Annotated in this window: 11 protein-coding genes; 9 read left to right on the top strand and 2 right to left on the bottom strand. The window is 70.8% G+C overall.

Annotation, left to right across the window (positions count from 1 at the left end; genetic code table 11):
* Nucleotides 1-19: 19 nt before the first annotated feature.
* On the bottom strand, nucleotides 20-1,090 hold the full coding sequence (locus IT780_RS16255) for a Gfo/Idh/MocA family protein (RefSeq protein WP_307831243.1): 1,071 nt from the start codon (nucleotides 1,088-1,090) through the stop codon (nucleotides 20-22).
* A gap of 440 nt (nucleotides 1,091-1,530) precedes the next feature.
* Between IT780_RS16255 and IT780_RS16250 the strand changes: the two genes are divergently transcribed.
* The 3 genes from IT780_RS16250 to IT780_RS16240 all read left to right on the top strand — a co-directional run bounded on the left by IT780_RS16250 (nucleotide 1,531) and on the right by IT780_RS16240 (nucleotide 5,735).
* Nucleotides 1,531-3,393, top strand: a complete 1,863-nt coding sequence (locus tag IT780_RS16250; RefSeq protein WP_199512400.1) for a polysaccharide deacetylase family protein — start codon at nucleotides 1,531-1,533, stop codon at nucleotides 3,391-3,393.
* Between the two features lie 72 nt (nucleotides 3,394-3,465).
* Nucleotides 3,466-4,830, top strand: a complete 1,365-nt coding sequence (locus IT780_RS16245) for an NAD(P)/FAD-dependent oxidoreductase (protein ID WP_199512399.1) — start codon at nucleotides 3,466-3,468, stop codon at nucleotides 4,828-4,830.
* 122 nt (nucleotides 4,831-4,952) lie between these two features.
* On the top strand, nucleotides 4,953-5,735 hold the full coding sequence (locus IT780_RS16240) for a phosphatase PAP2 family protein (protein WP_199512398.1): 783 nt from the start codon (nucleotides 4,953-4,955) through the stop codon (nucleotides 5,733-5,735).
* Here the strand turns inward: IT780_RS16240 and IT780_RS16235 are convergent.
* Nucleotides 5,619-7,397, bottom strand: coding sequence for an ABC transporter ATP-binding protein (locus tag IT780_RS16235; protein ID WP_199512397.1), 1,779 nt, complete (start codon nucleotides 7,395-7,397; stop codon nucleotides 5,619-5,621). The two genes, IT780_RS16240 and IT780_RS16235, sit on opposite strands and share 117 nt — an antisense overlap.
* A gap of 81 nt (nucleotides 7,398-7,478) precedes the next feature.
* Between IT780_RS16235 and IT780_RS16230 the strand changes: the two genes are divergently transcribed.
* The 6 genes from IT780_RS16230 to mmsB all read left to right on the top strand — a co-directional run bounded on the left by IT780_RS16230 (nucleotide 7,479) and on the right by mmsB (nucleotide 14,697).
* Nucleotides 7,479-7,886 (top strand): MarR family winged helix-turn-helix transcriptional regulator, encoded by a 408-nt coding sequence (locus IT780_RS16230; protein ID WP_372443704.1) that lies wholly within the window; start codon nucleotides 7,479-7,481, stop codon nucleotides 7,884-7,886.
* Nucleotides 7,887-8,020: 134 nt separating this feature from the next.
* Nucleotides 8,021-8,791, top strand: a complete 771-nt coding sequence (locus IT780_RS16225) for a phosphatase PAP2 family protein (protein ID WP_307831215.1) — start codon at nucleotides 8,021-8,023, stop codon at nucleotides 8,789-8,791.
* Nucleotides 8,792-8,853: 62 nt separating this feature from the next.
* Complete coding sequence (locus tag IT780_RS16220) at nucleotides 8,854-9,420, top strand: TetR/AcrR family transcriptional regulator (RefSeq protein ID WP_199512396.1); 567 nt, start codon at nucleotides 8,854-8,856, stop codon at nucleotides 9,418-9,420.
* Between the two features lie 26 nt (nucleotides 9,421-9,446).
* Entirely contained in the window at nucleotides 9,447-11,621 is a 2,175-nt protein-coding gene (locus tag IT780_RS16215) for an MMPL family transporter (RefSeq protein WP_199512395.1), read from the top strand.
* Nucleotides 11,622-11,827: 206 nt separating this feature from the next.
* Nucleotides 11,828-13,375, top strand: a complete 1,548-nt coding sequence (mmsA, locus tag IT780_RS16210) for a multiple monosaccharide ABC transporter ATP-binding protein (protein WP_199512394.1) — start codon at nucleotides 11,828-11,830, stop codon at nucleotides 13,373-13,375.
* A complete protein-coding gene (gene mmsB / locus IT780_RS16205; RefSeq protein WP_199512393.1) occupies nucleotides 13,372-14,697 on the top strand; it encodes a multiple monosaccharide ABC transporter permease in 1,326 nt (441 codons plus the stop codon). Before mmsA ends, mmsB begins: the two co-directional genes overlap by 4 nt.
* Nucleotides 14,698-14,741: the final 44 nt, after the last annotated feature.

Genomic DNA, 14,741 nt, shown 5'->3' with positions numbered 1-14,741 from the left:
CGTCGCTCCCTCCACCCGGTCAGTGGCGTACGCCGGCGCGGGCCGGGCGGGGTACGGGCACGAGCGCCGGAGCCCGCGAGCCCGGCTCCGCCACCTCCTCGAGCAGCACCCGGCGCTCCTGCGCGAGCGACAGCTGGGCCGCCTCGATGACCTCGACGACGGCGAGACCGTTGGCGCCGTCGGTGCGCGGGCGCGTGCCGGTGGCGATGCAGTGGACGAAGTGGCGGGCCTGCACAGCCAGCGGCTCCTCGAACGGCACCACCGGCGAGGTGATCGATCCGTGGTGGTAACTGAACCGCGACGGCGAGCGGCGGTCGGTGTTCGGCAGGACGGCCTTGTCGTGGACGCGGATGCGCTCGGCGGCGTTCGTGTCGTCGTACACGGCCATCTTCTTGGAGCCGACCGCGGTGACCTGGCGGACCTTGCGCGGGTCCAGCCAGCTCACGTGGATGTGCGCGCTCACGCCCGCGTCGGCGTAGTCCAGCTCCAGGTGCGCGACGTCCTCGAAGACCGGATCGACGTGGTGCGACCCCCAGGCCCGTACGGACGTGGGCGTCGCGCCGAGCACGTAGTTGGCGATGGAGATGTCGTGCGGCGCCAGGTCGGAGACCACGTTGACGTCGCTCTGGTAGAGACCGAGGTTCAGGCGTGCGCTGTCCAGGTAGTACAGCTCACCGAGCTCCTGGGTCTGCACCAGTTCCCGCAGCATGACGACCGCGCCGTTGTACTCGAACGTGTGCCCCACCATGAGCGTCACCCCGGCCTCCCGCGCGGCGGCGATGAGCTGGCGGGCGCCGCCCGGGCTGGTCGCCAGCGGCTTCTCGACGAGCACGTGCTTGCCGGCGCGGATCGCCGCGAGCGCGACCTCGACGTGGGTGGCGGGCGGCGTGGCGACGACCACGGCGTCGACGTGCGGCAGCGCCGCCCGCAGCGAGGTGTACCCGCGGCCGTCGGCGAGCAGGTGCGCCATGCCCGACAGCAGCGGCAGCCGCGCGTCGACGGCGATGGCCCGGCTCACCGCGGGCGTCGAACGCATGACCCGGAGCTGCTTCGAGCCCCAGTACCCGACGCCGACGACCGCGACCCGTATGCTGCCGGACCCCGGCGTGCCCGGCGGCGCACCGCCGCCGGCCGCACCGTCCCTTTCGGACCCGTTCCGGTGTGCCCCCATTGTCCAGCCGCCCCTTCGCAATCGCCTGGTTGCCGTCATCAATGAAAGCGCTCCGGCGCCGAGTAATCGACGGCCCGTGCGGTTGCAGGTACTGCCCGTAAGGACGACGGCATCGGCCGTCCGGTTGAGCGAGAAAAGCTCGGACGTTTCCGGCGATCTCGAAAAGCGCAGGCCACCGCATTGTGAATGCTCGGGGAGCCGCCCGCGGCGGCGTTCATGAAATATCGCCGAAATCAGCGAGGGCTTCCCATGTGCCCGTATTCGCAGTGCCGCAGAAGGCCCGCCGGCCGTTCATCAGGTGTTTGCAATACGGCCCGGACAGGCCTTTCATTCATGGGGGACCGACGGTGCGGGAGGGGATGGCAGTGAAGGTGGGGCGTGGTCCGGTGGGCCTCCGGACACAAGGTCGCGGCCTGCGGATCTTCGCGTCCGCGGCGGTGGCGGCCGGCATGGTGGTGGCCGGCGTGGTGGCGATTCCGGCCGCGGCGCAGGCCTCGCCGCAAAAACCGTTGACGGTCACATTCACGTTCGATGACGGGGTGACCGATCAGCTGGCCGGCCAGGCGCTGCTGGAGAAATACGGCATGGTGGGCACCTTCTACATCAATTCGGCGCTCGTCGGTCAACCGGGATATCTGTCCCGCGCTGATCTCGACACGTTGTCGGCGAACGGCCACGAGATAGGCGGACATACCGTCTCGCATCCGGATCTGACGACGCTCAATGCGCAGGAGGTGGACCGTCAGATCTGTCAGGACCGCGACACCTTGTCATCCTGGGGATTCACGGTGACGTCGCTCGCGTATCCATTCGCGGAATACGATGCGACGGTCGAGGGCGTCGCCGCCCATTGTGGATACGACACCGCCCGCGCGGTCGGTGACCTGTGGTCGCCGCGCAGCTGCGGGGACTGCCCGTCGACCGAGACCGTCCCACCCGCCGACCGGTTCGCCACCCGTACGCCCGACGACGTCGAGTCCAACTGGACGCTCGCCGACCTGCAGGCGGTGGTCCTCAACGCGGAGGACGACGGCGGCTGGCTGCCGTTCAACCTGCACCACGTCTGCGACGGCTGCGCCCTGGAGTCCATCCCGGCGGCCCTGCTCGACGAATTCCTCGCCTGGCTGCAGCCGCGTACGGCGGTGGGCACCACCGTGCGGACCGTGCGGCAGGCGCTCGGCGGCACCGTGAACCCCGTCGTCGCGGCGGCCCCGGCGACGGACCCGGGCGCCCCGGGCGTCAACACCGTGCGCAACCCGTCGTTCGAGGACCCGGTCGCCGGAACCGACCCCGGCTGCTGGCAGGGCGCCGGCTACGGCAGCAACACCGAGACCCACGGCCGGGTCGCCGACGCGCACAGCGGCACGTACGGCGCGCGGATCACGATGAGCGACCACACGGACGGCGACGCCAAGATGGTGCCCGCCTTCGACCTCGGCAGCTGCTCGCTGCAGGCCGCCGCGGGACACGCGTACGAGGTCAGTGCCTGGTACAAGTCCGACGTCCAGGTGTTCTTCACGCTGTACCGGCGCAGCCCCGTCGGGCGGTGGTCGTACTGGACGCAGAGCCCGCGCCTGGCACCGGCCGCCGGCTGGACCCGCGCCTCGTGGGTCGCGCCACCCGTGCCCGCCGACGTGGCCGGGGTCAGCTTCGGGCTGACCATCGACGGCGTCGGCACGCTGACCACCGACGACTACGGGTTCGTGGACACGCCGGCACTGCCCGAGCCGGCGCCGCCCGGCGTCAACGCGCTGCGCAACGCCTCGCTGGAGACGCCCGGCGCCGACGGTTTCCCCCAGTGCTGGACGGGCGCCGGCTACGGGACCAACACACCGCAGTGGACCCGGGTCACCGACGCCGCGGACGGCTCGTACGCCCAGCAGCTGGAGATCACCAGCTGGACGGACGGCGACGCGAAGCTCGTACCGGCGTGGGACAGCGTCAACTGTGCCCCGACCGTGCGCACGGGCACCACGTACGCCCTCAGCGTCGCGTACAAGTCGACCGCGCCGGTGTTCTTCACGGTCTACCGGCAGAGTGACGACGGCGTGTGGGCGTACTGGACGCAGAGCCCGCCTTTGCCCGCCACGGCCGGCTACTCCACCGCGCAGTTCACGACGCCGGTCGTGCCGGCCGGGACCCGCTCGGTCACGTTCGGCCTCACGCTGCCCGGGACGGGGGTGCTCACCACCGACGCGTATGCGATGACCGCCACTGAGTGAGCGGGAGTACACGGCACCGGGCGGGGGAACGACATACGGTAGGCAGGAAGCCCTCGACCCCCGGAGACATCGATGTCCGAAAGCACTGAGCGGCGGCACCGGGTGGTGATCGTCGGCGCCGGATTCGGCGGGCTGTTCGCCACCAAGGCCCTGCGCCGGGCCGACGTCGACATCACGCTGATCAACGGTACGGCGTACCACCTGTTCCAGCCGCTGCTCTACCAGGTGGCCACCGGCATCCTGTCCGAGGGCGAGATCGCCCCGCCGATCCGGGAGATCCTCAAGCGCCAGCGCAACGTCGACGTCCGGCTCGGCTGGGTCACCGACGTCGACGTGGACGCCAAGGTGCTCTCCGTCGAGGCGCCCGGCATCGAGTACGAGGTCGGGTACGACACGCTCATCGTGAGCGCCGGCGCCTCGCAGTCGTATTTCGGCAAGGACGAGTTCGCCGACCACGCGCCCGGCATGAAGAGCATCGACGACGCCCTGGAGCTGCGCGCGCGCATCTTCGGCGCGTTCGAGCTGGCCGACCTCCAGACCGACCCGGCCGAGATCGAGCGCTGGATGACGTTCGTGGTGGTCGGCGCCGGCCCGACCGGGGTGGAGATGGCCGGGCAGATCGCCGAGCTGGCCCACCGCACGCTCCCGGGGCAGTACAGGCACATCGACCCGCGCAAGGCCCGGATCATCCTGGTCGACGCGGTGGACGCCGTCCTCAAGACGTTCGGCGACCGCCTGTCCACCCGGGCGCTGCGGCAGCTGCACCTGCTCGGCGTCGAGGTCGAGCTGGAGACGATGGTCGTCGGCGTGGACGCCACCGGCATCGAGGTGGACACCAAACGCGGGCACCAGCGCATCGAGTCGATGACCAAGATGTGGGCGGCGGGCGTGGCCGCGCCCGCGCTGTCCCGGCGGCTGGCCGAGGTCACCGGCGCGCCGACCGACCGGGCCGGGCGGATCAAGGTCGAGCCCGACTGCACGGTGCCGGGGCACCCGGAGATCTTCGCGATCGGCGACATGATGGCGCTCGACGACCTGCCCGGCGTCGCCCAGGTGGCCATCCAGAGCGGCCGGCACGCCGCCGGCCAGATCAAGCGCCGCCTCGCCGGCAAGCAGACCGGCCAGAAGTTCAGCTACTTCGACAAGGGCAGCATGGCCACGATCTCGCGGTTCAGCGCGGTCGCGAGCATCGGCAAGCTGCACCTGTCCGGGTTCCTGGGCTGGCTGATCTGGCTCGCGGTGCACCTGCTGTACCTGGTCGGCTTCAAGAACCGGGTCACCGCGGTGCTGCACTGGGCGGTCAGCTTCCTGGGCCGGGGCCGCTCGGAGCGGGTCGCGACGTTCCAGCAGGCGTACGCCCGCGCCGCCGTCCGCGCGTACGGCGACCCGTTCGAACGCCGCAAGGAGGAAGCAACCGCCGGCTCGAAGCACGGCTAGCCGGTTGGCCGGGCCGCGGTGCGGAACCGGCCGAAAGGCAGAGATCGATTCGGCCCGTAGCCAGATCCGCGCGGGCCGCCCGGTGCGTCAGGCTTCACCCCGTGTTCAAGGGGAGGAAACCTGTGACGCGACGGGGCGTACGCGAGATCGTCCTGCTGCTGGCCCTGTTCGGGGCCTACAGCGGGGCGCGGATGCTGGCCGACACCGACCTGGTGGCCGCGCGCCGCCACGCCGGCGGGGTGCTGGGGCTGGAGCGGCTGCTCGGGCTCGACGTCGAGGCGGGCGTCAACCACGCCGTCAGTGCGACGCCGTGGGCCGCGGCCGGCATGTCGTTCTGGTACGCCGCGCTGCACTACGTCGTCACCCCGCTGGTGCTGGTGTGGCTCTACCGCCGGCACCGAGATCGCTACCCGGCCGCCCGCAACGCGCTGGTCATCGGCTCGGCGCTCGGCCTCGTCGGCTACGTGCTGCTGCCGACCGCCCCGCCGCGGCTGATGGGCGGCGGCTACGTCGACGTGCTGGCGAGCACCGCGGACCTGGGCTGGTGGTCGAGCCACGCGTCCGCGCCGGCCGGGCTCGGCTCGTTCACCAACGAGCTGGCGGCCATGCCCTCGCTGCACGTCGGCTGGGCGTTCTGGGTGGCCTGGGCGCTGCGCGGGATGCTGCCCCGCATCATCGGTTTCCTGTACGCCGGGATCACCGCGGCCGTGGTCGTCGGCACCGGCAACCACTGGGTGCTGGACGCGGTCGCCGGGGTCGCCGTCGTCACGGCCGGGATCGTGGTCGCGTCACGCCGCCAGCGCCGCGTAGCGCCCGCCGCCGCCGATCAGCGCGTCGTGCGTCCCCGCCTCGAGGATGCGCCCGTGGTCCACCACCGCGATCTGGTCGGCGCCGCGGACCGTTGACAGCCGGTGCGCGATGGTGACGGTCGTCCGGCCCTTGGCCAGCTCGTCGAAGGCGCGTTGCACGGCCCGCTCGGTCTCGGTGTCCAGCGCGCTCGTCGCCTCGTCCAGCACCAGGATCCGCGGGTCGCGCAGCAGCGTACGGGCGATGGCGAGGCGCTGCTTCTCGCCGCCGGAGAAGCGGTGCCCGCGCGAGCCGACGACGGTGTCGTAGCCGTCCGGCAGCGCGCTGATCAGCTCGTGGATCTGCGCGGCGCGGGCGGCCTGCTCGATCTGCTCGTCGGTGGCGTCCGGTCGGGCGTAGCGCAGGTTCTCCCGCACGGTGGTGTGCAGCAGGTACGTCTCCTGGCTGACCACGCCGACGATCGCGGCGAGGTCGGTGAGGCGCAGGTCGCGCACGTCGACGCCGTCGATGGTGACGCGGCCGGCGTCGGGGTCGTGGAGCCGGGCGATGAGCGCGGCGATGGTGCTCTTGCCGGATCCGGTCTCGCCGACCAGCGCGAGGGAGGTGCCGGCGGGCACGTCGAGGCTGACCCCGGCGACCGCGGCGGTCTCGCTGCCCGGGTACGTGAGCGTGACGTCCTCGAGGCGCAGGTGCCCGGCGACCCGGGCCGGGTCGACGGTGACCGGGTGCGCGGGGTCGTCGACCTCGACCGGCAGGTCCAGGTATTCGAAGATGCGCGCGAACAGGGCCAGCGAGCTGGTCAGCGAGACGCCGACGCCGAGCAGCCCCATCAGCGGGCGGAACAGCCCGGCCTGCAGCGACGTGAACGCGACAAGGGTGCCGATGCTGAGCGTCCCGGCGGCGAACGGCAGGCCGGCGCTGAGGTAGATGACCGCCGGGATGGCGGCGAAGAGGATCGTCATCGAGGCCATCCGCCAGCGCCCGGCGAGCTCGGAGCGCAGCTCGAGGTCGATCAGGCGCTCGGACGACTCGGTGAAGCGGCGGACGAGGGCGGGGCCCGTACCCATGGTCTTGCTCAGCTGGACGCCGCTGATGGACAGGCCCTCCTCGACGGTCACGTTGAGGTCGGCGAGCTCGTGCTGGCGCTGCGCGGTGATGGCCCGGCGCATGCCGGCCACGCGCCGGGTCAGATGGATCGCCGGGGGCAGCACGATGAGCGACACCAGCGACAGCTGCCAGGACAGCGCGGCCATGGCGACGGCGGTGGCCACGACGGTGGTGAGGTTGGAGGCGATCGAGGTCGCGGTGGACGTGACGACCGACTGCATGCCGCCGATGTCGTTGGTGATGCGCGACTGGACCTCGCCGGTGCGGGTGCGCGTGAAGAAGGCGACGGACTGCCGGTGCAGGTGGGTGAAGACGTCGACGCGCAGGCGGTGCATGACCCGCTGCCCCACCGTGGTGGAGATCCAGGTCTGGACGACGCCCAGCGCGGCGGTGACGGCGGCGACGGCGACCATGCCGGCCACGAGCCAGCCGAGCAGCGGAAGGTTCTGGTGGGGGAGTGCGACGTCGATGACCTCGCGCAGCAGGAACGGCGAGGCCATCGAGATCACGGACGAGGCCACGATGATCGCGACGACGACGGCGAGCTGCCATCGGTGTGCGGTGAACAGCCGGCCGATGCGGCGCAGCGATACGGTCTTCGCCTGCGCCTTCTCGGCGGCGGTGGGGGTTGCGGTGCGTCGGGGGGAAGCCAAGAGCGGACCTTCTTCCGTACGAGAGATACTGAGGTTACCTCAACATGAGGGAACAACCACAATCGCTGGTACGGTATTCCCGTGGAGGACAGCACCCTCTCGGAGCTCTTCTGGGCCGTCGCCCGCCGCCTGCGCCACCTCAGCCGCGAGACGCTGGACCCGCTGCACATCGCCCCGTCGCACGGGCGGGCGCTGGCGGTCCTGATGCGCCACGGCCCGTTGCGCCCCGGCGCGCTCGCCGACCACCTGCACATCGCGGCGCGGTCGGCCACCGAGGTCGTCGACGACCTGGAGCAGCGCGGCCTCGTCGCGCGCGGGCCCGACCCGGGTGACCGGCGGGCCACGCTGGTCACCCTCACCCCGGCCGGCAAGGCCGCCGGCGACCGCATCCGCGCAGCCCGGCACGCCGAGGCCGAGCGGTTCTTCGGCGCGCTGACGCCGCCGGAGCGCACGGAGCTGATGCGCCTACTGCGTAAACTGCGCGACTGACCCTTGCGTGGGGGGTGTTCCCCGGGTGAGCGTCTGGTCACATCAGAGCGTCCGGATGGTGACGGCCGGCTGACGGGGGGTCCAAGATCTCCCTCAGTGCCGTGGCGATCCGGCGCGGGAAACGGGGGACCGCCGTGACGGTGGTGGAGCAGTCCGGGGACGCCCGGCGGGTCAGAGTCCGCGCGGCCATGCGCGAGATCCTGCTGGTGGCGGCGTTGTTCCTGGCGTATCAGGGCGGGCGCATGCTCGCCACGGGGCATGTCGCCGAGGCGATGGGCAACGCGGGGCGCATCTGGGATCTGGAGCGGGCCTTCCGGCTGCCCGCCGAGACGCTGGTGCAGGGCCTGGTCATCGATCACCGCCTGCTTGTGCGGGTGGCCAACTGCTATTACGCGTACGTGCATTTCCCGGCCACCGCGGTCGCGCTGGTCTGGATGTACCTCCGCCGGCCCGAGCTGTACCGCTGGATGCGCCGGACGCTGGCGTGCCTGACCACGGTGGCGCTGGTCGTGCACCTGCTCGTGCCGCTCGCGCCGCCGCGGATGACCGTCGCCGGCCTGATCGACACGGGCCAGCGCTTCGGCCCGTCGGTCTACGGCCCGCCGTCCACCGACTCGATGGCCAACCAGTACGCGGCCATGCCCTCGCTGCATGTCGGCTGGGCGCTCGCCGTGGCGATCACGCTCATCGCGGCGACCCGCGGCCGATGGCGCTGGCTGTGGCTGGCGCACCCGCTGACCACGCTCTTCGTCGTCGTGGCGACCGGCAACCACTACTGGCTGGACGCGATCGTCGCGATCGCGCTGCTCACCGCCGTGATCCTGATCCTGCCGCGGCCGGTGCCGGCCCCGCCGGTGGTCATCCCCGCGCAACGCGCGCCGGTCGAGCCGGCGGGCGTTCTGTAACCTGGGCCACTTCCTGACCGATCGGCCAGTCTCTGACCGATCGGTCAGGCATGCTGGATGGCATGGCTCGTGTCAACACCCGCGACGAGATCCTCCGCGTCGCCGCCGGGCAGTTCGCCCATACCGGCTACAAGGGTACGTCCCTGCAGGCCATCGCGGCCGAGGTCGGCTGTTCCAAGGCCACGCTGCTGTACCACTTCGCCAGCAAGGACGCGATCCTCGCCGCGCTCACCGCCCCGGCCGCACAGGAGCTCACCGAGCTCGTCGCGCGCCTGGAGACCCTCGCCCCGGCCGCCGCGCAGGCCGCCGCGATCGAGGGGTTCGTCGACCTCGTGCTGGGCAACCGGCGCGAGGTCGCGCTCATCTACGACGGCATCCCGCAGTTCCTCGAGGAACCCGCCTTCGCCGACCTCCGCCCGGTCATCGACTCGCTCTGCGCCGCCTTCGCCGGCCGCTCCGCCGACCCTGCCGCCTGCCTGGCCGCCGAGGTCGTGCTGGCCGGGATCGCGGCCGTGGTCGTCGACGCGCAGCGGGACACGGCCGAGCTGCGGCCGGCCCTCGCAGGCGTCGCCCGCCGCGCCCTGATCACCCCGGTCCAACCACCCCGCCGCCACCCACAAACGGACTGAAGACTCCCCGACGACAAGGACTAGACATGGCAACCCTGCTCTACCGGCTCGGCCGGGCCTCGTTCCGCCGCCGCAAACTGGTGGTGCTGCTGTGGCTGGTGCTGCTGGCCGCGCTCGGCGGTTCGGCGCTGGCCTTCAAGGGCGCCACCTCCAGCGACTTCACCATGCCCGGCACCGAGTCGCAGCGGGCCATCGACGCCCTGCGGCAGGAGTTCCCCGAGGCCAGCGGCGCCACCGGGACCATCGTGGTGGCCGCGCCGCAGGGCCGTACGCTGGCCGAGCCGCAGCTCAAGACCGCCGTCGAGGGCCTGGCCAAGGAGGCCGCGACGCTGCCCGGCGTGGTCGGCGCGGTGGATCCGTTCACCACGAAGGCGCTGTCCCAGGACGGCCGCTTCGGCCTGGTCCAGGTGCAGTTCGCCGAGCGCGCGGACGCGGTCACCGCCGCCCAGCGCGGCGCGTACGAGGACAGCGGCGCCGCCGCGAAGGCCGCCGGTCTGCGCGTGGAGCACGGCGGTGAGGTGATGAACGCCGAACCCGAGGTGGGCGGCACCGAGGCGATCGGTGTGGCGATCGCGCTCGTGGTCCTCATGGTCACCTTCGGCTCGCTGGTGGCCGCGGGCATGACCATGCTCAACGCGCTGATCGGCGTGGGCGCGGGCATGGCCGGCCTGTTCGCCCTCAGCAGCGTCGTGTCGCTGACCAGCACCGCGCCGGTGCTCGCGCTCATGCTCGGCCTCGCGGTCGGCATCGACTACTCGCTGTTCATCACCTCTCGCCACCGCCAGCACCTCGTCGAGGGCGCCGCGCCGGAGGACGCCGCGGCCCGTGCCGTCGGTACGGCCGGCTCCGCGGTCCTGTTCGCGGGCGTCACCGTGATCATCGCCCTGGCCGGCCTGGCCGTCGTCCGGATCCCGTTCCTGACCGTCATGGGTCTGGCCGCGGCCGGCACGGTGGCCGTCGCGGTGCTGGTCGCCGTCACGCTGCTGCCCGCGCTGCTCGGCTTCGCCGGCGACAAGGTGCTGCCGCGGCGGCTGCGCAACGGCCGTACGCCGCACGCGCTGGTCAAGGAGGGGTTCGGCTTCCGCTGGGCGCGCCTGGTGACGCGGCTGCGCGTACCCGTGATCCTGGCCGGCATCCTCGGCCTGGGCGCGCTCGCGATCCCGGCCACCGACATGCGCCTGGCGCTGCCCGACGCGAGCGCGAGCGCGGAGGGCACCCCCGCCCGCGCCGCCGCGGACCTCATCACCGAGGGCTTCGGTCCCGGCTTCAACGGCCGGCTCGCCCTGGTGGTCAGCAGCGACTCCCCGGAACAGACCGGCACCGCGGCCCAGCAGGTGGGCCAGGTTCTGCAGGGCACGCCCGACCTGCTCGCGGTCGCCCCGCCGAACTTCAGCCGGGACAAGCGGACCGCGCTGCTCGGGATCATCCCGAAGACCGGCCCGACCGACGCGGCCACCGAGACGCTGGTGAACACCGTCCGCGAGAAGACGCGCGGGCTCAACGGCGCCGACGTCGCGCTCACCGGGCAGACCGCGGTCGGCATCGACGTCTCCGAGAAGCTGTCCGACGCCATGCCGGTGTACCTGCTGCTGGTCGTCGGCCTGTCGGTGCTGCTGCTCATGGTGGTGTTCCGCTCGATCCTGGTACCGGTCAAGGCCGCGCTGGGCTTCCTGCTGACCGTGGGCGCCACCTTCGGCGTCACCGTGCTGGTGTTCCAGCAGGGCCATCTCGCCGGCCTGGTCGGCCTGTCCACGCCCGGCCCGCTGGTGAGCTTCCTGCCGATCCTGCTCATCGGCATCCTGTTCGGCCTGGCCATGGACTACGAGGTCTTCCTCGTCTCCCGCATGCGCGAGGACTACGTGCACGGCGCGGACGTGCAGGACGCGACGATCCTCGGCATGGGCCACGGCGCCCGGGTGGTCACCGCGGCCGCGCTGATCATGATCTCGGTCTTCGCGGGCTTCATCCTGCTCGACGACCCGGTGATCAAGTCGATGGGCTTCGCGCTGGCGATCGGCGTCGCGATCGATGCGTTCGTGGTCCGGATGACCATCGTGCCGGCCGTCATCTCGCTGCTCGGGCGCGCGTCCTGGTGGCTGCCCGGATGGCTGAACCGGCTGCTGCCGAACGTCGACATCGAGGGTGAAAAGTTGCGCAAGCAGCTCGATCAGCCGGGGGAGCGGGTGCCGGTCAGCGTCTGAACCGGTCAAGAACAACAGCTGAACCGAGCAAGCCGGGGCGCCCTCAGGGCGCCCCGGTTCTTCATTGCCGGATTGTTACCTGGCGGGTGATCTCGAAACTTGCGAATCATCTTCGGAGGGGAATAGGTTGCCGTCGGCAACAAACCAGTGAAATACCCCTGACCCCTCCCGGAGGCATCCATGACGCTCGTGAGGTGGTGCGCGCGATGACAAACGCCCCCATCCTCCTGGAGATGCGTTCCATCACCAAGGAGTTCCCCGGCGTCAAGGCGCTCTCCGACGTCAACCTGGTGGTCCGGGCCGGCGAGATCCACGCCATCTGCGGTGAGAACGGCGCCGGCAAGTCGACGCTGATGAAGGTCCTCAGCGGCGTGTACCCCTACGGCACGTACACCGGCGACATCATCTACCAGGGACAGCCCGCACGGTACTCGGACATCCGGCAGAGCGAGCACGCGGGGATCGTGATCATCCACCAGGAGCTCGCGCTCATCCCGCACATGTCGATCACCGAGAACATCTTCCTCGGCAACGAGCCGCGCAAGCGCGGCGCGATCGACTGGAAGGCGGCCCAGCGCAAGGCCGTCGAGCTGCTGAACCAGGTCGGCCTCAAAGAGGACCCCGACACCCTGATCAAGGACATCGGCGTCGGCAAGCAGCAGCTCGTCGAGATCGCCAAGGCCTTCGCCAAGGACGTCAAGCTGCTCATCCTCGACGAGCCGACGGCGGCGCTCAACGAGGCGGACTCGCAGCACCTGCTCGACCTGCTGCGCGGCTTCAAGGAGCGCGGCATCACCTCGATCATGATCTCGCACAAGCTCAACGAGATCGAGGCTATCGCCGACTCCATCACCATCCTGCGCGACGGCAAGACCGTCGAGACGCTCGACGTCGGCGCGGGTGGCGTGGACGAGGACCGCATCGTGCGCGGCATGGTCGGCCGGGAGCTCAGCAGCCGCTTCCCGGACCACACCCCGAAGATCGGCGAGACCTTCTTCGAGGTACGCGACTGGACGGTGCGCCACCCGATCTCCGCCGAGCGGCTGGTCTGCAAGGGCGAGAGCTTCCACGTGCGCCGCGGCGAGATCGTCGGCTTCGCCGGCCTCATGGGCGCCGGCCGCACCGAGCTGGCCATGAGCATCTTCGGCCGCTCGTACGGCGTGTACCTCGGCGGGCAGATCTTCAAGGACGGCAAGGAGCTCCAGCTCAAGTCCGTGGCCGACGCGATCCACCACGGCCTGGCGTACGTGAGCGAGGACCGCAAGGCGATCGGCCTCAACCTGCTCGACGACATCAAGACGTCGACGGTCGCCGCCAAGCTGTCCAAAATCACCAAGCGTGGCGTGCTCGACGAGGTCGCCGAGTACCAGGCCGCCGAGGCCTACCGCCGGGAGCTGCGCACCAAGGCGCCGACGGTGGACGAGGGCGTCTCCAAGCTCTCCGGCGGCAACCAGCAGAAGGTCGTCCTGGCGAAGTGGATGTTCACGGACCCCGACCTGCTGATCCTCGACGAGCCCACCCGGGGCATCGACGTGGGTGCGAAGTACGAGATCTATGGCATCATCCAGCGGCTCGCCGACCAGGGTAAGGGCGTCATCGTCATCTCCTCGGAGCTGCCCGAGCTGATCGGGCTCTGCGACCGCATCTACACCGTGTTCGAAGGCCAGATCACGGGCGACATCGCTCGCAAGGACGCGAACCCGGAGACCCTCATGAAGCAGATGACCTCGACGAAGAAAATGCAGACCCGATGAGCCGATTCAAGGACCTTCAGAAGAACCTGTTCGGGGGCACGACCTCCAACGCCCGCCAGTTCGGGATGATCTTCACGCTGCTGGCGATCGTCCTGCTGTTCCAGTTCCTCACCGCGGACAAGATCGGTGTGGGCTTCGGCGACGGCCTGACCCTGCGGTCGGACAACCTGATCGCCCTGTTCCAGCAGAACTCGTACATCCTCATCCTGGCCATCGGCATGCTGATGGTGATCGTGGCCGGCCACATCGACCTGTCGGTCGGCTCGGTCGCCGCGTTCGTCGGCATCCTGGTCGCCAAGAGCATGGCCGACTGGTCGCTGCCCTGGCCGGTGGCGATCCTGTTCGGCCTCGCGCTCGGCGCGGCCATCGGCGCCTGGCAGGGATTCTGGGTCGCGTACATCGGCGTCCCGGCGTTCATCGTCACGCTGGCCGGCATGCTGCTGTTCCGCGGCGCCAACCAGTTCGTGGGCAACGCCGACACCATCCCGGTCCCGCCGGGCTTCCAGAAGATCGGTGGCGGCTTCCTCCCCGAGGTCGGCCCGGACACCGGGTACAACAACCTGACGCTGCTGCTCGGCCTCGCCGCCTGCGTCGCCGTGGTCTGGCGCGAGCTGCAGTCGCGCCGTACCCGCAAGGAGATGAACGCCGAGCCCGCGCCCATGTGGGTCTCGGTCATCCGGATGGCGATCATGGTCGGCGTGCTCGTCTTCGTGACGCTGCGGTTCGCGGGCGGCCGGGTCGGCACCAGCTTCCCGATCTCCGGCCTGATCCTCGTGGTGCTCGTGATCGCGTACGGCTTCTACACCCGCAACACCGCGGGCGGCCGGCACATCTACGCGGTCGGCGGCAACTCCCGCGCCGCGGAGCTCTCCGGCGTCAAGCTCCGCCGGGTCAACTTCTTCGTCATGATGAACATGTCGGTCCTCGCGGCGCTCGCCGGCATGATCTTCGTGGCCCGCTCGGCGGCCTCCGGCCCGCAGGACGGCCTCAGCTGGGAGCTCGACGCGATCGCGGCCGTCTTCATCGGCGGCGCGGCGGTCTCCGGCGGCATCGGCACCATCTCCGGCTCGATCGTCGGTGGTCTGGTCATGGCCGTGCTCAACAACGGCCTGCAGCTGCTCGGCGTCGGCACCGACCGGGTCCAGATCATCAAGGGCCTGGTGCTGCTGCTCGCCGTCGCCCTGGACGTCTACAACAAGAGCCAGGGCCGCTTCTCGATCATCGGGAGCATCACTCGCCCCTTCCGCCGGGAGGCATCCGCCGAACCGGCTTCATCGTCGGCAGCGGGCTCCGAGCCCGCCAAGACGACGGTGGCCGGCTGACGGTCCACCAACCCCCTCTCACCCTGTAACACCTCAAAGAAGGG

It is taken from the genome of Nucisporomicrobium flavum (assembly GCF_016464385.1).
GTDB classification, from domain to species: Bacteria; Actinomycetota; Actinomycetes; order Mycobacteriales; family Micromonosporaceae; genus Actinoplanes; species Actinoplanes flavus_A.
Note: the sequence above shows the minus strand (reverse complement) of the source record. Positions and strands in the feature narration are given on the sequence as shown.